General features: G+C 71.3%; 15 protein-coding genes. 7 read left to right on the top strand and 8 right to left on the bottom strand.

What is annotated here, in order from left to right:
* Positions 1–64: 64 nt before the first annotated feature.
* Complete coding sequence (locus ACGFYN_RS15030; protein WP_393866238.1) at positions 65–580, top strand: DUF6912 family protein; 516 nt, start codon at positions 65–67, stop codon at positions 578–580.
* 122 nt (positions 581–702) lie between these two features.
* On the top strand, positions 703–1,371 hold the full coding sequence (locus ACGFYN_RS15025; RefSeq protein ID WP_393866237.1) for an HAD family hydrolase: 669 nt from the start codon (positions 703–705) through the stop codon (positions 1,369–1,371).
* 52 nt (positions 1,372–1,423) lie between these two features.
* Here the strand turns inward: ACGFYN_RS15025 and ACGFYN_RS15020 are convergent, their stop codons facing one another.
* Complete coding sequence (locus ACGFYN_RS15020) at positions 1,424–1,990, bottom strand: DJ-1/PfpI family protein (RefSeq protein WP_393866236.1); 567 nt, start codon at positions 1,988–1,990, stop codon at positions 1,424–1,426.
* Between the two features lie 576 nt (positions 1,991–2,566).
* Between ACGFYN_RS15020 and ACGFYN_RS15015 the strand changes: the two genes are divergently transcribed.
* Positions 2,567–7,513, top strand: coding sequence for an NAD-glutamate dehydrogenase (locus tag ACGFYN_RS15015; RefSeq protein WP_393866235.1), 4,947 nt, complete (start codon positions 2,567–2,569; stop codon positions 7,511–7,513).
* A 65-nt stretch (positions 7,514–7,578) separates the two neighbouring features.
* Here ACGFYN_RS15015 and ACGFYN_RS15010 read toward each other — a convergent pair whose 3' ends face one another.
* Together ACGFYN_RS15010 and ACGFYN_RS15005 are read right to left on the bottom strand one after the other, a co-directional pair.
* Positions 7,579–8,427, bottom strand: coding sequence for an ABC transporter ATP-binding protein (locus tag ACGFYN_RS15010; protein ID WP_393866234.1), 849 nt, complete (start codon positions 8,425–8,427; stop codon positions 7,579–7,581).
* Positions 8,420–9,337 carry an ABC transporter permease gene (locus ACGFYN_RS15005; protein ID WP_393866233.1) on the bottom strand — a complete coding sequence of 306 codons (918 nt, stop codon included), beginning with the start codon at positions 9,335–9,337 and terminating at the stop codon, positions 8,420–8,422. Before ACGFYN_RS15005 ends, ACGFYN_RS15010 begins: the two co-directional genes overlap by 8 nt.
* Before the next feature lie 202 nt (positions 9,338–9,539).
* Here ACGFYN_RS15005 and ACGFYN_RS15000 point away from each other — a divergent pair, with 202 nt between their 5' ends.
* Positions 9,540–10,166 (top strand): TetR/AcrR family transcriptional regulator, encoded by a 627-nt coding sequence (locus tag ACGFYN_RS15000; protein WP_393866232.1) that lies wholly within the window; start codon positions 9,540–9,542, stop codon positions 10,164–10,166.
* 39 nt (positions 10,167–10,205) lie between these two features.
* On the opposite strand, the gene ACGFYN_RS14995 is transcribed toward ACGFYN_RS15000, so the two are convergent.
* On the bottom strand, positions 10,206–10,889 hold the full coding sequence (locus ACGFYN_RS14995; RefSeq protein WP_393866231.1) for a Crp/Fnr family transcriptional regulator: 684 nt from the start codon (positions 10,887–10,889) through the stop codon (positions 10,206–10,208).
* A gap of 138 nt (positions 10,890–11,027) precedes the next feature.
* On the opposite strand from ACGFYN_RS14995, the gene ACGFYN_RS14990 reads away from it, so the two are divergent.
* A complete protein-coding gene (locus ACGFYN_RS14990) occupies positions 11,028–11,303 on the top strand; it encodes a YciI family protein (RefSeq protein ID WP_393866230.1) in 276 nt (91 codons plus the stop codon).
* Here ACGFYN_RS14990 and ACGFYN_RS14985 read toward each other — a convergent pair.
* From ACGFYN_RS14985 to ACGFYN_RS14975, 3 genes are all read right to left on the bottom strand, one after another.
* Entirely contained in the window at positions 11,291–12,232 is a 942-nt protein-coding gene (locus ACGFYN_RS14985) for an ADP-ribosylglycohydrolase family protein (RefSeq protein ID WP_393866229.1), read from the bottom strand. The genes ACGFYN_RS14990 and ACGFYN_RS14985 overlap by 13 nt on opposite strands.
* 9 nt (positions 12,233–12,241) lie before the next feature.
* Positions 12,242–13,222 carry a UDP-glucose 4-epimerase GalE gene (gene galE, locus ACGFYN_RS14980; protein WP_393866228.1) on the bottom strand — a complete coding sequence of 327 codons (981 nt, stop codon included), beginning with the start codon at positions 13,220–13,222 and terminating at the stop codon, positions 12,242–12,244.
* A 71-nt stretch (positions 13,223–13,293) separates the two neighbouring features.
* Positions 13,294–14,577 (bottom strand): glycosyltransferase family 87 protein, encoded by a 1,284-nt coding sequence (locus ACGFYN_RS14975; RefSeq protein ID WP_393866227.1) that lies wholly within the window; start codon positions 14,575–14,577, stop codon positions 13,294–13,296.
* A 131-nt stretch (positions 14,578–14,708) separates the two neighbouring features.
* Between ACGFYN_RS14975 and ACGFYN_RS14970 the strand changes: the two genes are divergently transcribed.
* On the top strand, positions 14,709–16,298 hold the full coding sequence (locus ACGFYN_RS14970) for a hypothetical protein (protein ID WP_393866226.1): 1,590 nt from the start codon (positions 14,709–14,711) through the stop codon (positions 16,296–16,298).
* Here the strand turns inward: ACGFYN_RS14970 and ACGFYN_RS14965 are convergent.
* Positions 16,252–16,728: a MarR family winged helix-turn-helix transcriptional regulator gene (locus tag ACGFYN_RS14965; RefSeq protein WP_393866225.1), complete on the bottom strand. Its 477-nt coding sequence runs from the start codon at positions 16,726–16,728 to the stop codon at positions 16,252–16,254. The genes ACGFYN_RS14970 and ACGFYN_RS14965 overlap by 47 nt on opposite strands.
* A gap of 121 nt (positions 16,729–16,849) precedes the next feature.
* Here ACGFYN_RS14965 and ACGFYN_RS14960 point away from each other — a divergent pair, with 121 nt between their 5' ends.
* Positions 16,850–17,263, top strand: a complete 414-nt coding sequence (locus ACGFYN_RS14960; RefSeq protein WP_393866224.1) for an organic hydroperoxide resistance protein — start codon at positions 16,850–16,852, stop codon at positions 17,261–17,263.
* The last annotated feature ends 167 nt before the right edge of the window (positions 17,264–17,430 follow it).

Here is a 17,430-nt window from a genome sequence, read left to right as displayed (position 1 = left end):
CGTATCCTGAAGGCCCTCCGGGCGGCGCGGGAGCGCCCAGCCACCGACCACGAAAGCAGCGGCCATGCGCGTCTATGTCCCCCTGACCCTCTCCGGTCTCGCCGAGGCGTACAAGGCGGGAGAGCTGGGCGCGGGGCCGCTCGTCGCGTACGCCGTCACGCCCGCCCTGCGCGAGTGGTACCTCTCGGACGACATCGAGGAACTGGAGTACGCGGCGCTGAACCGCGCCGCGCTGGCCTCGCTGCGGCTCCTGGCCGCGGACCCCGGAGCGGCACGGCGCCGGGTCGTGGTCGCGGTCGACGTGCCCGACGGAGCGGCCGCCGCCGACCCCGACCGGGGCCTGGACCCGGCCGCGCTCGGCGAGGTGCGGGTGGCCGGGACCGTGCGGCTGGCCAAGGCGGCCGCCGTGCACGTCGACCTCGACGACGCGGAGGCGGACGTGACCGCGGCGGCCGAGGCGCTCGACGCGGCGGACGGCGGGGACGACGACGCACAGTTCGTCGTGGACGGCGCCGAGGACCACGAGCTGCTCTGGTACGCGACGCAGGAGATCCCCAACCTGGTGGGGTTCGGGGACTGAGCCCGGCCGCCTCTCCCGCTCACCCCCTGCCCGCGCCTCGCGCACACCCTGCCCGAGTCTGCCCGAATGCCCTCTGACCTGCGAAACTCTTGATTGTCAGTGGTGGCGGGTACTTTTTTGGCATGGGGAAGAAGACAGGGGCGGCGCACATCGTCTGGGACTGGAACGGCACGCTGTTCCACGACAACGACGCGATCATCGGGGCGACGAACGCCGCCTTCGCCGAGCTCGGCCTGCAGCCGATCACGATGGAGCAGTACCGCGCGCTGTACTGCGTGCCGGTGCCGAAGTTCTACGAGCGGCTGCTGGGCAGGCTGCCGACGGACGCCGAGTGGCTGGTCATGGACGAGACCTTCCACCGCTACTACTCCGAGCAGCGGGCCATGTGCCGGCTCACCGCGGGTGCGACGGACCTGCTGGCCGGGTGGCAGTCGGCGGGCCGCAGCCAGTCGATCCTCAGCATGTACGGACACGACGAACTGGTCCCGCTGGTGCGGGGATTCGGAATAGAGCCGCACTTCATACGGGTCGACGGGCGGACGGGACCCTCGGGCGGCAGCAAGGCGGAGCACATGGTGCGCCACCTCGGCACGCTGGCCGGTGTGGAACCGGCCCGGACGGTGGTCATAGGCGACGCCGCGGACGACGCGGTCGCCGCACGGCACGCCGGGGCACGGGCCGTGCTCTACACCGGTGGCTCGCACAGCCGGGCCAGCCTGGAGGAGGTCGGGGTGCCGGTGGTGGACACGCTGGCGGACGCCGTGGCGGAGGCGCAGCGGCTGGCGGCGTGACCGAGGCCGCCGCGCGGACGCGGCACGGCGGCCGGCTGCATCGGCCGACGGCTCACGTCACGGGTGCCTTCGCCCGCAGCACCATCAGGAACTCGCGCATCCAGCTCGGGTGGTCCGGCCAGGCGCGGGACGAGACCAGGGTTCCGTCGACCACGGCCTCGGCGTCCTGGAAGTCGGCGCCGGCGGCCTGCATGTCGGGTTCCAGCGCGGGATACGCCGTGACCCGGCGGCCGCGCAGGCTGTCGACCGCCGCGGTGAGCAGGGGGCCGTGGCAGATCTGGGCGACCGGCTTGTCCGCGTCGAAGAAGGACTTGAGGATCTTGCGGAGTTCCGGGTCGTTGCGCAGGTACTCGGGGGCGCGCCCGCCCGGGATGACGAGGGCGGCGTACTGACCGGGGTCGACCTCGGCGAAGGCGAGGTCGGCGGGCCAGGTGTAGCCGGGCTTCTCGGTGTAGGTGTCGAAACCGGGTTCGAAGTCGTGGACCACGAATTGGAGCTTCTTGCGGGAGGGGGCCGCGATATGGACCTCGTAGCCCTCCTCCTGGAGGCGCTGGTAGGGGTACAGGACCTCTAGCGACTCCGCTGCGTCGCCGGTGACGATGAGGATTTTCGCTGTCATGTCGGGCCGCTTCCCTCGGGCGGGCGTGCGTTGTCATGGGCAACGTGCCTCTTGGGGGTGGCCTTGCCAAGAGGCACGGTCGTTTTCGTGCAAGGGGGATCAGATGAAGGGCTGGAGTGGCCGACCCGCACGACAGCGGGTTCCGTGCCCCTGTGCAGAGTGTCAAAGTTCGACCCCTGGTTTTGTACACATACGGCTCATGACGGGCCCCCCGTGGTGAGCGATAGCCTTGTGGCGTGATCAGCGCGATATCTCGCGGGGGCAGTGCTGCCCCCGCCCCGCGCCCGGTGAGCACGGACCACCTCCGTGACCGGGCGGCAGTCGCTGGTCCTCGCGGGCGGGACGGGGTCGCAGGGGCCCCCAGGACGCCGTACACCCCCCGGAAGCGGATGCCGCAGCGATCGGCATCACACTCCGCGGTCGTGTCGAGAATGGCTGATAACCCCCCGCTCATCCCACCTTGCGGCATAGCGTCGGAGCAGACCGGAGAACCCGGGCCGAGGCGTCGAGCCGCAGGGGAAGAGGCCGTACTTCCTTCTACGTCACGCAATGGCGCGCGACAGGAGCCAGAGGACAATGCAGACCAAGCTGGACGAAGCCAAGGCCGAGCTGCTCGAAAGGGCCGCCCGGGTAGCTGAGAACAGCCCGGTCGGGGGGCACCTACCGACTGGGACGAAGGAAGAGGGCACCCCCGACCGGGACACCGTGCTCGCGTTCCTCCAGCGCTACTACCTGCACACCGCCCCGGAGGACCTCTCCGACCGCGACCCGGTCGACATCTTCGGAGCCGCGCTCTCGCACTACCGGCTGGCCGAGAACCGCCCCCAGGGCACGGCCAACGTACGGGTCCACACCCCCACGGTGGAGGAGAACGGGTGGACGTGCAGCCACTCCGTCGTCGAGGTCGTCACCGACGACATGCCGTTCCTGGTCGACTCCGTCACCAATGAGCTGACGCGGCAGGGACGCGGCATCCACGTCGTCATCCACCCGCAGATCGTGGTCCGACGGGACGTCACCGGCAAGCTCATCGAGGTGCTCACCGGGAGCACCGGCGGCGACCTGCCGCACGACGCGCACATCGAGTCCTGGATCCACGTCGAGATCGACCGCGAGACCGACCGCGGCGACCTCAAGCAGATCACCGCCGATCTGCTGCGCGTCCTGTCCGACGTCCGTGAGACCGTCGAGGACTGGGACAAGATGCGGGACGCGGCGCTGCGGATGGCCGACGAGCTGCCCGCGGAGCCCGTGGCCACCGATCTGCGCGACCAGGAGATCGACGAGGCCCGTGAGCTGCTGCGCTGGCTGGCCGCCGACCACTTCACCTTCCTCGGCTACCGCGAGTACCAGTTGCGCGAGGACGACACCCTGGCCGCCGTGCCCGGCACCGGCCTCGGCATCCTGCGCTCCGACCCGCAGCACTCCGAGGACGAGGGCCATCCGGTCAGCCCGTCCTTCGAGCGGCTGCCCGCCGACGCCCGCGCCAAGGCCCGTGAACACAAGCTCCTCGTCCTGACCAAGGCCAACAGCCGCGCGACCGTGCACCGGCCGTCGTACCTGGACTACATCGGCGTCAAGAAGTTCGACGCGCAGGGCAACGTCGTCGGCGAGCGCCGTTTCCTCGGTCTGTTCTCCTCCGCCGCCTACACCGAGTCGGTGCGCCGGGTTCCGGTCATCCGCCGCAAGGTCGACGAGGTGCTGGAGCGCGCCGGCTTCTCGCCCAACAGCCACGACGGGCGCGACCTGCTGCAGATCCTGGAGACGTACCCGCGCGACGAGCTCTTCCAGACCCCGGCCGCCGAGCTCGAGTCCATCGCCACCTCCGTGCTGTACCTCCAGGAGCGCCGGCGGCTGAGGCTCTACCTCCGCCAGGACGAGTACGGCCGCTACTACTCCGCGCTGGTCTACCTCCCGCGCGACCGCTACACGACCGGCGTCCGGCTGCGGATCATCGACATCCTCAAGGAGGAACTCGGCGGTATCAGCGTCGACTTCACGGCCTGGAACACCGAGTCGATCCTCTCCCGGCTGCACTTCGTGGTCCGCGTCCCGCAGGGCACCGAGCTGCCGCAGCTGTCCGACGCCGACAAGGAGCGCATCGAGTCCCGCCTGGTGGAGGCCGCGCGCTCCTGGGCCGACGGTTTCGCCGAGGCGCTGAACGCCGAGTGCGGCGAGGAGAAGGCCGCCGAACTGCTGCGCAAGTACGGCAGCGCCTTCGCCGAGGGCTACAAGGCCGACCACACGCCGCGTGCCGCGGTCGCCGACCTGGTCCACCTCGAAGAGCTCGACGAGGCGCAGTCCAGGAGCGGCAAGGACTTCGCCCTCAGCCTGTACGAGCCCGTGGGCGCCGCCCCCGAGGAGCGCCGGTTCAAGATCTACCGCAAGGGCGAGGCCGTCTCGCTGTCCGCGGTGCTGCCGGCCCTCAGCCGGCTCGGCGTCGAGGTCACGGACGAGCGGCCGTACGAACTGCGGTGCGCGGACCGCACCACCGCGTGGATCTACGACTTCGGCCTGCGCATGCCCAAGGCGCAGAACGGCAGCGGCGACTACGTCGGCGACGACGCCCGCGAGCGCGTCCAGGACGCCTTCGCCGCGACCTGGACCGGCAAGGCGGAGAACGACGGCTTCAACGCCCTCGTGCTCAGCGCCGGCCTGAACTGGCGCCAGGCGATGGTGCTGCGCGCGTACGCCAAGTACCTGCGGCAGGCGGGCTCCACCTTCTCGCAGGACTACATGGAGGACACCCTCCGCAACAACGTCCACACCACCCGGCTGCTGGTCTCCCTGTTCGAGGCCCGGATGTCGCCGGACCGCCAGCGCGCGGGCCACGAGATCGTCGACGCCCTGCTCGAAGAGGTCGACGCGGCCCTCGACCAGGTCGCCTCGCTCGACGAGGACCGGATCCTGCGGTCCTTCCTGACCGTTATCAAGGCGACACTGCGGACGAACTTCTTCCAGGAGGCGGCGGGCGGCAAGCCGCACGAGTACGTCTCCATGAAGTTCGACCCGCAGGCGATCCCTGACCTGCCGGCGCCCCGCCCCGCGTACGAGATCTGGGTGTACTCGCCGCGCGTGGAGGGCGTGCACCTGCGCTTCGGCAAGGTCGCGCGCGGCGGCCTGCGCTGGTCCGACCGGCGTGAGGACTTCCGCACCGAGATCCTCGGCCTGGTGAAGGCGCAGATGGTGAAGAACACCGTCATCGTGCCGGTCGGCGCCAAGGGCGGCTTCGTCGCCAAGCAGCTGCCGGACCCGGGCGTGGACCGGGACGCGTGGCTGGCCGAGGGCATCGCCAGCTACAAGACGTTCATCTCGGCGCTGCTCGACATCACCGACAACATGGTGGCCGGCGAGGTCGTGCCGCCGCAGGACGTGGTCCGGCACGACGAGGACGACACCTACCTCGTGGTCGCCGCCGACAAGGGCACCGCGACCTTCTCCGACATCGCCAACGGCGTCGCGGAGACGTACAACTTCTGGCTCGGTGACGCCTTCGCCTCCGGCGGTTCCGCGGGCTACGACCACAAGGGCATGGGCATCACCGCCCGCGGCGCCTGGGAGTCCGTCAAGCGGCACTTCCGGGAGCTGGGCGTCGACACCCAGAGCGAGGACTTCACGGTCGTCGGCATCGGTGACATGTCCGGTGACGTGTTCGGCAACGGCATGCTGCTGAGCGAGCACATCCGCCTGGTCGCCGCCTTCGACCACCGGCACATTTTCATCGACCCGAGCCCGGACGCGGCCACCGGTTACGCCGAGCGCCGCCGCATCTTCGAGCTGCCCCGTTCGAGCTGGGCCGACTACAACACCGACCTGATCTCCGCGGGCGGCGGCGTCTTCCCGCGCAGCGCCAAGGCCATCCCGGTCAACGCGCACATCCGCGAGGTCCTCGGGATCGAGGGCAAGGTCGCCAAGATGACGCCGGCCGACCTGATGAAGGCGATCCTCCTGGCGCCGGTGGACCTGCTGTGGAACGGCGGCATCGGCACGTACGTGAAGGCGTCCACCGAGACGCACGCGGACGTCGGCGACAAGGCCAACGACCCGATCCGCGTCGACGGCGCCGACCTGCGCGTCAGGGTCGTCGGCGAGGGCGGCAACCTCGGCCTGACCCAGCTCGGCCGGATCGAGTTCGCGCGCCAGGGCGGCAAGATCAACACGGACGCGATCGACAACAGCGCGGGGGTGGACACCTCCGACCACGAGGTGAACATCAAGATCCTGCTCAACGGCCTGGTCACGGACGGCGACATGACCGTCAAGCAGCGCAACAAGATCCTCGCCCAGATGACCGACGAGGTCGGCAGCCTGGTCCTGCGCAACAACTACGCGCAGAACACGGCGATCGCCAACGCGCTGGCCCAGTCCAAGGACATGCTCCACGCCCAGCAGCGCTTCATGCGCCACCTGGTGCGCGAGGGCCATCTGGACCGGGCGCTGGAGTTCCTGCCCACGGACCGCCAGATCCGCGAGCGGCTCACCCAGAGCCAGGGCCTGACCGGCCCGGAGACGGCCGTCCTGCTCGCGTACACGAAGATCACGGTCGCCGACGAGTTGCTGCAGACCTCGCTGCCGGACGACCCGTATCTGCGCACCCTGCTGCACGCGTACTTCCCGACGGCGCTGCGCAGCGAGTTCGGCGACCGGATCGACAGCCATCCGCTGCACCGCGAGATCACCACGACCGTCCTGGTCAACGACACGGTCAACACCGGTGGTACGACGTATCTGCACCGGCTGCGCGAGGAGACCGGCGCCTCGCTGGAGGAGATCGTCAGGGCGCAGACCGCGGCTCGCGCGATCTTCCGCTCGGCACCGGTGTGGGACGCGGTGGAGGCCCTCGACAACCAGGTCGAGGCGGAGGTCCAGACCCGGATCCGGCTGCACTCGCGCCGGCTGGTCGAGCGCGGCACGCGCTGGCTGCTCAACAACCGGCCGCAGCCGCTTCAGCTCGCCGAGACGGTCGACTTCTTCGCCGAGCGCGTCGAGCAGGTCTGGCAGCAGCTGACCAAGCTGATGCGCGGCGCGGACCTGGAGTGGTGGCAGCAGATCTACGACGAGCTGACGGCCTCCGGCGTCCCGGACGAACTCGCCACGCGCGTGGCGGGGTTCTCCTCCGCCTTCCCGGCGCTCGACATCGTCTCGATCGCGGACCGCATGGGCAAGGAGCCGCTGGACGTCGCCGAGGTGTACTACGACCTCGCCGACCGGCTGCACATCACTCAGCTGATGGACCGCATCATCGAGCTGCCCCGTTCCGACCGCTGGCAGTCCATGGCCCGCGCCTCCATCCGCGAGGACCTGTACGCGGCCCACGCGGCGCTCACCTCGGACGTCCTGGCCGTCGGCAACGGCACCTCGACTCCCGAGCAGCGCTTCAAGACGTGGCAGGAGAAGAACGCCGCGATCCTGGGCCGGGCGCGCACGACCCTGGACGAGATCCAGGGTTCGGAGACGTTCGACCTCGCCAACCTGTCGGTGGCGATGCGCACGATGCGGACGCTGCTGCGCACGCACTCGTAGGTCCTACGACGAAGGGGGCGCCCCGAGCCGTCCGGCTCGGGGCGCCCCCTTTCGTGTGCGGGTGCTCAGCTGGGCTGGGGCACCTTCGGCGCGACCACCTTCGGCCGGGGCTTGGCCTTGTCGCTCTTGTCGCCCGTGAAGGCCTCGTACTCCCTCATGACGTCCTCGGTCGGGCCGTCCATGCGCAGTTCGCCGCGCTCCAGCCACAGGACCCGCTCGCAGGTGTCGCGGATCGACTTGTTGTTGTGGCTGACCAGGTAGACGGTGCCCGCCTGCTCGCGCAGTGCGCGGATGCGTTGCTCGGAGCGCCTCTGGAAGGACCGGTCGCCGGTGGCGAGGGCCTCGTCGATGAGGAGCACGTCGTGGTCCTTGGCGGCGGCGATGGAGAAGCGCAGCCGGGCGCCCATGCCGGAGGAGTAGGTCCGCATGGGGAGGGTGATGAAGTCACCCTTCTCGTTGATCCCGGAGAAGTCGACGATGTCCTGGTAGCGGGTCTTGATCTCCTCGCGGGACATGCCCATCGCGAGGCCGCCGAGGAAGACGTTGCGCTCGCCCGTCAGGTCGCCCATCAGGGCCGCGTTGACGCCGAGCAGCGAGGGCTGGCCGTCGGTGTAGATGTGGCCGTTCTCCACCGGGAGCAGACCCGCGATCGCCTTGAGCAAGGTCGACTTGCCGGAGCCGTTGGTGCCGATCAGGCCGATGGCCTCGCCCTTGTAGGAGGCGAAGGAGACGTTCTTGACGGCGTGCACCGTGCGCACGCCCGCCGCCTGCTCGGCGTTCTTGCGGCGCAGCATGCGGTTGAGCGCGGCGGTGGCGGAGCCGCGTCCGGCGCCGGTGCCGTTGACCCGGTAGACGATGTCGACGCCGTCGACGACGACGGTGGGGATGCGGGTGTCGTTCGTGTGATCAGCCACGGCCGTACGTCTCCTCAGCCTTCCAGAAGTAGATGAAGCCGCCGACGCCGGCGATCAGCGCCCAGCCGATCGCGAACGCCCACACATGCGGCGGCAGCTGGTGTGCGTGGAAGCTGTCGATGAGGGCGTAGCGCATCAGGTCGATGTAGACGGCGGCCGGGTTGGCCTTGAGGACCGGAGCCACCCAGTGCGGCAGCCCGCTGCCCTTGCCGGTCAGCTTGTCGATGTTCCACATCACGCCGGAGATGTACATCCAGGTGCGCAGCACGAACGGCATCAGCTGCGCGATGTCCGGCGTCTTGGCGCCCATCCGGGCCATGATCATCGCCACGCCCGCGTTGAAGGTGAACTGCAGCACCAGTGCGGGGAGTGCCAGCACCCAGGAGAAGGCGACCGGCACGCCGAAGCAGAGCAGGATGACGACCAGGGCGGCCATGGAGAACAGCAGCTGCTGCAGCTGCTGGAGGCAGAAGGAGATCGGCAGCGCGGCCCTGGGGAAGTGCAGGGCGCGGACGAGGCCGAGGTTGCCGGAGATCGCGCGCGTCCCGGCCAGGATCGAGCTCTGGCTGAACGTCCAGATGAACACGCCCGTCACCAGGAACGGGATGTAGTCCGGCACGCCCTTCTTGGTGTGCAGCAGGACACCGAAGATGAAGTAGTACACCGCCGCGTTGAGCAGCGGGGTCATGACCTGCCAGACCTGGCCGAGCTTCGCCTGGCTGTACTGCGAGGTGAGCTTGGCGGTGGCGAAGGCGGTGATGAAGTGGCGCCGGGCCCACAGCTGCCGGACGTACTCGGGCAGGGAGGGGCGGGCGCCGCTGACCGAGAGGCCATGACGGGCGGCCAGCGCCGCGAGATCGTCGTCGGCCGGGGCCGGCGACGGGGGCGGTGTGTGGAGGACCTGGCTCACATCCGCTGCTTTCGCTCGGGGGAGGGACTGCGTGCGTCCGGACTGGAGACCGGAGACCGGACGGTCCGTTTGCCCGGTGTTTCTTTACGCTTCTGTGGACGTTCTTTTACGTCGGGACGGGACCGTATCGTCGCAACGTGAGCGTAGGCCCAATCGACGTCGGAACGCAACCGTTTCGTCGTAACGCCCCTATGCTGGTCGCATGACGACGAACGCCGACGAGCCCCAGACGCGTGCGCGCCGCCGCACCCCCGCCGGTGCGGCCGTACTCCGTGAGGACGTGACGGAAGCCATCCGGGCTGCCGTCTTCGAGGAGCTGGCGGCCGTCGGTTACGCACGGATGTCGATCGAGGGGATCGCCCGGCGCGCGGGTGTCGGCAAGACCGCGGTGTACCGGCGGTGGCGTTCCAAGCTGCATCTGGTGCTGGACGTCGTCTCGGCGATAGCGGTGATGGGCCTGCCCACGCCGGACACGGGCAGCCTGGAGGGCGATCTGCGGTTGCTGTACGAGGTCACCTCGCGGGCCCTGCGGCATCCCGTGGCCTCGCAGATCATCCCGGACCTGCAGGCCGAGGCGGCCCGCAACCCCGAGATCGCGGAGGCCATGCAGAAGACGCTGCGGGAGGGTCAGGAGGGCGTGGCCAGCAAGATCCTGGTGGCGGCCGAGCAGCGGGGCGAGATCCGGGAGGGGTTCGACGACGAGCTGGCCCTCGACCTGATCTCCGGTCCCTTGTACTGGCGTTCGGTGGTGATCCGCAGCCCGAAGCTGCCGAAGGGGTATCTGGCGTCGCTTGCACGTGCCACGGCGGCGGCGGTCAAGGCGCTCTGACCGGGGCCACGGCCGTCCCCCGCGGCAGCCGATGCGCCGTCAACGGCCCTCGGGTGCGGCCCGCAGGGCCAGCAGCTCGGGTGCGAGGATCTCGATCCGGCCTCCCCGGGGCGGCCCGATGAGCCCGTCGTGGCGCAGGCGCGCGAGGGCCCGGTTGACGGTGACCCGGGTGACGCCGAGCAGATCGGCGAGTTCGCGCTGACCGCCGTCGAGGGTCACGTGCCCGTCCGCGGACGGGGCCTCCAGCAGCCAGGCCGCGAGCCGGGCCTCGCACGGCAGCGTCACCGTGTCCGTCAGCCGGTCCTGCTGGGCGCGGGCCTGGGCGGCCAGCAGCCGCAGCACGTGCGCGCGTACGGTCGCGGCGTCGTCGAGCAGCGCCATGAACCGGGCCCGGGGAATCGACCGCACCGTGCAGGGGGTGAGTGCGGTGTACGTCGCCGTGTGGCCGGCCTGGTCGAGCAGCGCCACCTTGTCCAGCGCGCACGGACCGTCCCACGCCCCGAAGCGCACCACGCGCCCGCCCGAGGTCGCGGCCGACGCCGCCGTGCGCCCCTCCAGCAGGACGAGCAGGTGGTCGGCCGGAGCGCCCTGGACCCGCAGCACCTCCCCGCTGCCGTAGCGACGCGGCACGGACGCGTGCCACAGCCGCCGGAGTCCTTCCTCCGGCAGCCCCTCGAGGAGCGGCACGTCACGCAGCCGCCGCCAGCCTTCCGAACTCCCCACGCCCGCCTCCTCCTTGGCGCGCCTGTATCGCGCGATACAGCCCAGCACGGGGCGCCGCCCCTAGTCTCGCGCCCGCCGCCTCACACGAACCGCAGAGCCCCGGAGCCGCAGAGCCGCGGTGCCAACGAAAGGGACCCCATGCTGGTCGTAGAACTCGCCTTCACCCCCGCCCCCGAACGCCTGGCCGCCCGCCCCGCCCACCGCGAGACGCTCACCCGCCTGCACACCGAGGGCCACCTCGTCACAGCCGGCCCCTGGTCCGACGACACAGGCGCGCTGCTCCTCTTCGCGGTCGACCGCGCCCAACTGGAGCAGATCCTGGACACCGACCCCTACTACCGCCGAACCCCCGGCGTCGAGATCCGCACGATCCACACCTGGACCCCGATCACGGGCACGCTTCAGGCTTCCTGACCGCTCAGTCGCCGCGCGAGGGTCGCCAACTCCGCAGTGCGCAGGACCCGTTCGCCGTACCCCGGCAGGGGTACGTGCAGCCGGGCGGTCCAGCGTTCGGGGATCGCGCCGGCGCCGTACACGGACCCCGCGAGCCCGCCGGTCACCGCGGCGACGGTGTCCGTGTCGCCGCCCAGGTCGAGGGCGGCGCGCACAGCGGCCTCGTACGACGTGGTGGTGCGCAGGGCCCAGACGGCGGAGGCGAGGCAGGGCCAGACGGCGCCGTTGAACTCGGTGGCGAGGTCGGGGTGCCAGTCAGGGGCCAGGACGGTGGCGTAGCGGGCACGGTGGTCGGGATGGACGGCCGCGAGTGTGTCGGGGACGGCGGTGACGGGATCGCCTCCCGTCAGCGCGACGCGCACCAACTCGTGGAAGACGGCGGTCCCTTCCCAGGCCGCGTGATCGCCGTGCGTGAGAGCCGCGATGCGGCGCGCGGCATCCATCGTGGCGTTCCGGCCGGCCGCCGCGAAGTGGACGGCGGAGGTGGTGGCCCGCATCAACGCGCCGTTCCCCGCCGCCCGTTGACTGGTCTGATAGTGCAGCGCCGCGGCCAGGTCCCACGGGTCGCCGCTGCTCAGCACGGCTTCCGTCTGGAGGCCGATGTCCTTCGGGTCGGACGCCGACCAGCGCCGGAACCGGCTGAAGATGTCAGGGAGTTCGAGGCGGCCGTGCTCCAGGAGCGACTCGCCGACCAGGACGGCCATCTGTGTGTCGTCGGTCGCCTCGCCCGGGTCCCAGCCGCCGCCCCCGCACATCTCGCCGCCCTGACCCGGCTCGGGGAAGCGGGCCGAGAAGGCTCCTTCGGGACCGAACTCGAAGGGGGCGCCCAGGGCGTCGCCCACGGCTGAGCCGATGACGGTGCCCAGGGCGCGGTCCGTACGGGTGAGCATGCGCGCAAACTACCCCCGAGCCGCCTCCGGATGCAGTCGTACCCAGCCTTCCCAGGCCGACGTGATCATGTCCTGGACGTCGTGTTTGGCCTTCCAGGTGAGTTCTGTGGCGGCGCGGTCTGCGGAGGCGACCACGCGGGCCGGGTCGCCGGGGCGGCGGGGGGTGGTCGTCGGGGGACGGTCGTAGCCGGTGAGGGCGTTGATGCGGTCGATCATCTCGCGGACGGAGACGCCTTCGCCGCGGCCGATGTTGAGGGTGAGGTCGCGGCCGGGGGAGGAGCGCAGGACGCGGGCGGCGGCGACATGGGCCTCGGCCAGGTCGACCACGTGGATGTAGTCGCGGACGCAGGTGCCGTCGGGGGTCGGGTAGTCGTCGCCGAAGATGCGCGGGGGCGCGTTCTCGGTGAGCTTCTCGAAGACCATGGGGATGAGGTTGTAGACGCCGACGTCCGCGAGTTCGCGGGTCGCCGCGCCCGCCACGTTGAAGTAGCGCAGCGAGGCCGTGGCGAGGCCCGTCGCCCGGCCGGTCGCACGGACCAGCCACTCGCCGGCCAGCTTGGTCTCCCCGTACGGCGACATGGGCACGCACGGCGTCTCCTCCGTCACCAGGTCCACGTCGGGCATGCCGTACACGGCCGCGGACGAGGAGAAGACGAAGGACGGGACGCCGGCCGTCGTCACGGCCTCCAGGAGCACGCGCAGACCCTCGACGTTCTCCCGGTAGTAGTGCAGGGGGAGGTCAACGGACTCGCCCACCTGCTTCTTCGCCGCCAGGTGCACGACTCCGGTGACCTCGTGGTCGGCGAGGACGCGGGCGATCCGCTCGCCGTCCAGGGTCGACCCGAGCACCAGCGGCACCTCGTCCGGTACGCGCTCGGCGATCCCCGTCGAGAGGTCGTCGTACACCACGGCCCGCTCGCCCGCCTCGGTCATCGCGCGGACGACGTGCGCCCCGATGTAGCCGGCGCCGCCGGTGATCAGCCAGGTCATGTGCGGCCGTCCCCTCGTCAGTTGGCCCGTCGTCTCCCCCGAAGCCCGTATCAGTGAAGCAGGCGGGGGAGTCACGCGTGCACGGCGGCCGTGACCTCCTGTGCGTCCGAGGGCACGCGACGGGGTCGCGGCCGGGCCGGCGGCTCAGTGGCGGTGGAGCGCCACAGGCGGGTGAAGGACAGCACGGCGGCCGCGGTGAGCAGGCCGTTGCGTGCCAGCATCAGGGCGCAGCCGGTCCAGGTGCAGTCCCTGACCTCGGAGTACAGGGCCGGATAGGCGACGGCGCTGATCGCCGTGGCGACCACGATCAGGGCCGCCACCGGGCGCTGCACGGTGTGCCGCGAGGTCAGGCACACGGCCGCCGCGCCCAGCAGCCAGATCATGTACTGCGGGCTGATCACGCGGCTGGTGACGGTGAACAGGAGCACGGCGCTCAGCGCGGCGTCGTACGGCGTCGCGGGCGTCCAGTGCCGGGCCCGCAGCCGCCACAGGAGCAGCAGCGCGAAGGCGACCGCCGTGAGCGCCAGCATCAGGTGCGCGACGGTCCGGACGTGCGGGCCGGTGAACTCCAGCGAGCCGTACTGGTAGCGGACCTGCCCCGGCCACCCGGCGTGCGTCGCGAGCGCGAGCGCCGTGCCGCCGAGGGACTCGATCTGCACGCCCCGCCCGCCCTGCTGCTTCAGGAACGAGAAGGGGTTGGCGAACAGCGCCGCGAGCAGCGTGAGGGAGGCGACACCCGTGACGGCGGCCCAGACCCACGAGGAACGTGTCGTACGGCCCCTCGGCGCACCCAGCAGCACCAGCGCCGGCCACACCTTGACCAGCGCGCCGAGCGCCGCGAAGACCCCGTACGCGCGCGTGGAGCGCGGCAGCGTCAGCAGGGAGATGACGGCGAACGCCGTGACCTGCACGTCGTAGCGGGCGAGTGGCATGTGCAGCAGGAGCGGGAGGCCGCCGATCCACAGTGCGGCCCCGAGCAGCGTGCGCCCGGGGCGGGTGCCGGCCCGGGCCAGCGCCAGCGTGATCACCGCGTCGGTGGCGAGGGTGAGGGTCACGAAGGCCTGGAAGTACGTCAGGCCCGGCAGCAGCGCGGGCGACAGCAGTACCGGGCCCGCGCCCGGCGGGTACTGCCACAGGGGGTCGTGCGCGGGGAAGGCGCCGTGCGCGAGGACGCCGTACCAGTGGTGGTAGAGGCGCGACACCTCGCGGGCGACCGAACCCCGGCCCAGCAGGGGTGCGGTGCTGTGTGCGAGCAGCCACAGCATCAGGGCCCGGGTGGCGAGCCAGGCGGCGCCGAGGGTGAGGAGGCGGTGTTTCCGGACGGTGGACGTCACGGTGGTCGTCACTGCATTCATCACGCCGGATCGTAAGCCGGGCGAATGGCGTGCATCGGCTAAAACACCGTCAATCCCCATTAAGGGCCCGGCCACCGCCCAAAATCAGCCGTGTGCTGATCGAGGTAGCGGGGCGAACGAACCGTCGGCGGATGCGTACGGAGGTCGTGGCCGTGGCGGTCCCCACGGCCGTCATGCTCGCGATCGGGCTGTGGGGTCTCGACCGCGGCGGCATGTGGGGCGACGAGAGCGTCACCTACCTGGTCGGGCGGCGCTCGGTGCCGCAGATCTGGCAGCTGCTGCACGGGATGGACGCGGTGCACGGCCTGTACTACCTCGCCATGCACGTCGTGCTCGCCGTCCATCCCGGCGAGGTCGCCCTGCGGCTGCCGTCCGTGTGCGGGGCCGCCGCCACCGCCGGCCTGGTCGCGGCGCTCGGCGTACGGCTGGCCCGGCCCCGGGTCGGCCTGTGGGCCGGCCTGATCTACGCGATCACGCCGCTGACCGGCCACTACGCGCAGGAGGGGCGGTCGTACGCCATCGTCTCCGCGGGTGTCGCCGGGGCGACCCTGCTGCTGGTGCCGGTGGTGCAGGGCCGGCCGCGCCCGGGCTGGTGGTGGCGGTACGGCGGCCTCCTCGCGCTGACCTCACTGCTGCACGAGCTGGTCGTGCTCGCCCTGTGCGCGCACGCGGCCACCTTGGGGCTGGCGCGGGTGCCGCGCGCGGTGTGGCGCGGGTGGCTGGGTGCGGCCGGGCTGGTGGGCGTCGTCGTCATGCCGCTGGTGTGGGTGTCGCAGCTGCAGTCCGGCCAGGTGTCGTGGCTGGTGGCGCCGGACTGGGCCAAGGTGGAACAGACCGTGCGAGACTTCGCCGCCGGACCGACGGGCCCGGTGTTCTGGGTCTGCGTGGCGCTGGTGGCGCTAGGGGCCACGGCACGGCGCACGGCGGTGGTCGCGCTGCCGCTGCTCGTGCTGCCGCCCGCGATCCTGATCTCCGTGTCTCAGTACCGGCCGCTGTTCCACGAGCGCTATGTGCTCTACGCGCTGGCCGGCGCGCCGCTCCTGGCGGCCGCGGGCACCGACGGCGTGGTCGAGTTCCTTTCGCGCCTGCAGCCACGCGGCCTCCGGCTGCGTTACGGCCGCCTCGGCACCCTCACCGGCGTCCTGGCCGTCACCGCCGCCTTCGTCCAGTGCCTCCCGCTCTACCGGCAGGACCGCTCCCCGGCCCACCGCCCCGAGAACCTCGCGGCCGTGGCGGCCGTCGCCGCCCGCGACATCCGCCCCGGCGATGCCGTCCTGTACCTGCCGTCGAGCTGGCGGCTGGCGGCGCTGACGTATCCGAAGGGGTTCCGGGAGGCCCGCGACATCGCGCTGAGGGAGTCCGGGCCGCGGTCCGGGACGCTGAGCGGCCTGGAGACCGGCCCGGAGCAACTGCGGCGCGAACTGGCCGGCCTGAAGCGCCTCTGGGTCGTCGGCGACTCGAAGATGCTGAACTCGGGCCGGCGGCCCGGCAATCCGACCGACCGCGTCAAACTCGCGGTCGTGGAGGAGCGGTTCACCGCCCGGGGGAAGTACGTCAGCGGTCGCGTGACCTTCCGCCTCTACGCCCGCCGGCCGGCCGTGGCGGCGGCCGCTCCGCAGGCGGCGCACCCCACGGCCGGGACCGGGATCGAGTCCGGGCCCGGGTCCGGGTCCGCTACGCCGGTTCCGACGACGCGGCAGCCGCGTCCAGCGCGCTGGTGAGCTCGTCGAGCCGGGTCCGCAGCTGACGGATCTCGTCGACGTCGAAGCCCGTCGCCGTGGCGATCCGGCGCGGCACCTGCTCCGCCCGCTCACGCATGGCGGTGCCTTCCGCGGTCAGCCGTACCTCCACCGAGCGCTCGTCGCGGGCGCTGCGCTCGCGCCGGACCAGACCGGCCGTCTCCAGCCGCTTGAGCAGCGGGGAGAGGGTGCCGGAGTCGAGTCGCAGATGCTCGCCCAGCTTCTTGACCGGCAGATCGCCGTGCTCCCACAGCACCAGCATCACCAGGTACTGCGGATAGGTGATCCCGAGGTCCTTGAGGAGCACGCGGTAGACGCCGCCGAAGGCGCGGGAGGCGGCGCTCAGCGAGAAGCAGATCTGCTGGTCGAGGCGGAGCCAGTCGGTGGCCGGGGCGTCGGGCGTGGTGGACATGCATCCAGGGTAGCGCCTGCGAACCATTTAGTTGTGCGCAATTGAATTGTGTGCTCTACTTGTGGTCGTGAGGCGGCCGCGAAAGAGCCGCCGGAACGGGACTTCGAGAGGGATGGTTTCCATGGACGCGCTCTACACCGCTGTCGCCACCGCCACCCACGGCCGGGACGGTCGCGCCTTCACCAACGACGGCAAGGTCGACGTCAAGCTGGCCCCGCCGGTGGAGCTGGGCGGCAACGGGGAGGGCACGAACCCGGAGCAGCTCTTCGCCGCCGGTTACGCCGCCTGCTTCGGCAGTGCCCTCGGTCTCGTCGGCCGCCAGGCGAAGGTCGACGTCAGCGACGCCGCGGTGACCGCCGAGGTCGGCATCGGCAAGCAGGGCGAGGGCTTCGGGCTCAAGGTCGCCCTCCGTATCGAGCTGCCCGACACCGTGGACGAGGCGACCGGCCGCAAGCTGGTCGAGACCGCCCACCAGGTCTGCCCCTACTCCAACGCGACCCGCGGCAACATCGAGGTCGACATCGTCATCGAGTAGAAGTCGTCAGACGTGGGGGGGGGGGGGGGGGGGGGGGGGGGGGGGGGGGGGGGGGGGGGGCGGGGGCGGGGCCGGGCGGGGGCGGGGGGGGGGGGGGCCGGGGGGGGGGGGGGGGGATTGGGGCACGACCAGGCTGGAATCAGTGGGGCTCAGTCACGTTGGGGCAG

Source organism: Streptomyces sp. NPDC048419 (assembly GCF_043200415.1).
In the GTDB taxonomy this organism is placed as follows: domain Bacteria; phylum Actinomycetota; class Actinomycetes; order Streptomycetales; family Streptomycetaceae; genus Streptomyces.
The sequence above is the reverse complement of the archived record's forward strand: the minus strand, read 5'-3'. Positions and strand labels throughout refer to the sequence as shown.

Bases quoted from the DNA above. Each gene is read 5' to 3' on its own strand.
- ACGFYN_RS15030 (WP_393866238.1), top strand. From the start codon at position 65: ATGCGCGTCTATGTCCCCCTGACCCTCTCCGGTCTCGCCGAGGCGTAC.
- ACGFYN_RS15025 (WP_393866237.1), top strand. From the start codon at position 703: ATGGGGAAGAAGACAGGGGCGGCGCACATCGTCTGGGACTGGAACGGC.
- ACGFYN_RS15020 (WP_393866236.1), bottom strand. From the start codon at position 1,990: ATGACAGCGAAAATCCTCATCGTCACCGGCGACGCAGCGGAGTCGCTA.
- ACGFYN_RS15015 (WP_393866235.1), top strand. From the start codon at position 2,567: ATGCAGACCAAGCTGGACGAAGCCAAGGCCGAGCTGCTCGAAAGGGCC.
- ACGFYN_RS15000 (WP_393866232.1), top strand. From the start codon at position 9,540: ATGACGACGAACGCCGACGAGCCCCAGACGCGTGCGCGCCGCCGCACC.
- ACGFYN_RS14990 (WP_393866230.1), top strand. From the start codon at position 11,028: ATGCTGGTCGTAGAACTCGCCTTCACCCCCGCCCCCGAACGCCTGGCC.
- ACGFYN_RS14985 (WP_393866229.1), bottom strand. From the start codon at position 12,232: ATGCTCACCCGTACGGACCGCGCCCTGGGCACCGTCATCGGCTCAGCC.
- galE (WP_393866228.1), bottom strand. From the start codon at position 13,222: ATGACCTGGCTGATCACCGGCGGCGCCGGCTACATCGGGGCGCACGTC.
- ACGFYN_RS14975 (WP_393866227.1), bottom strand. From the start codon at position 14,577: ATGAATGCAGTGACGACCACCGTGACGTCCACCGTCCGGAAACACCGC.
- ACGFYN_RS14970 (WP_393866226.1), top strand. From the start codon at position 14,709: ATGCGTACGGAGGTCGTGGCCGTGGCGGTCCCCACGGCCGTCATGCTC.
- ACGFYN_RS14965 (WP_393866225.1), bottom strand. From the start codon at position 16,728: ATGTCCACCACGCCCGACGCCCCGGCCACCGACTGGCTCCGCCTCGAC.
- ACGFYN_RS14960 (WP_393866224.1), top strand. From the start codon at position 16,850: ATGGACGCGCTCTACACCGCTGTCGCCACCGCCACCCACGGCCGGGAC.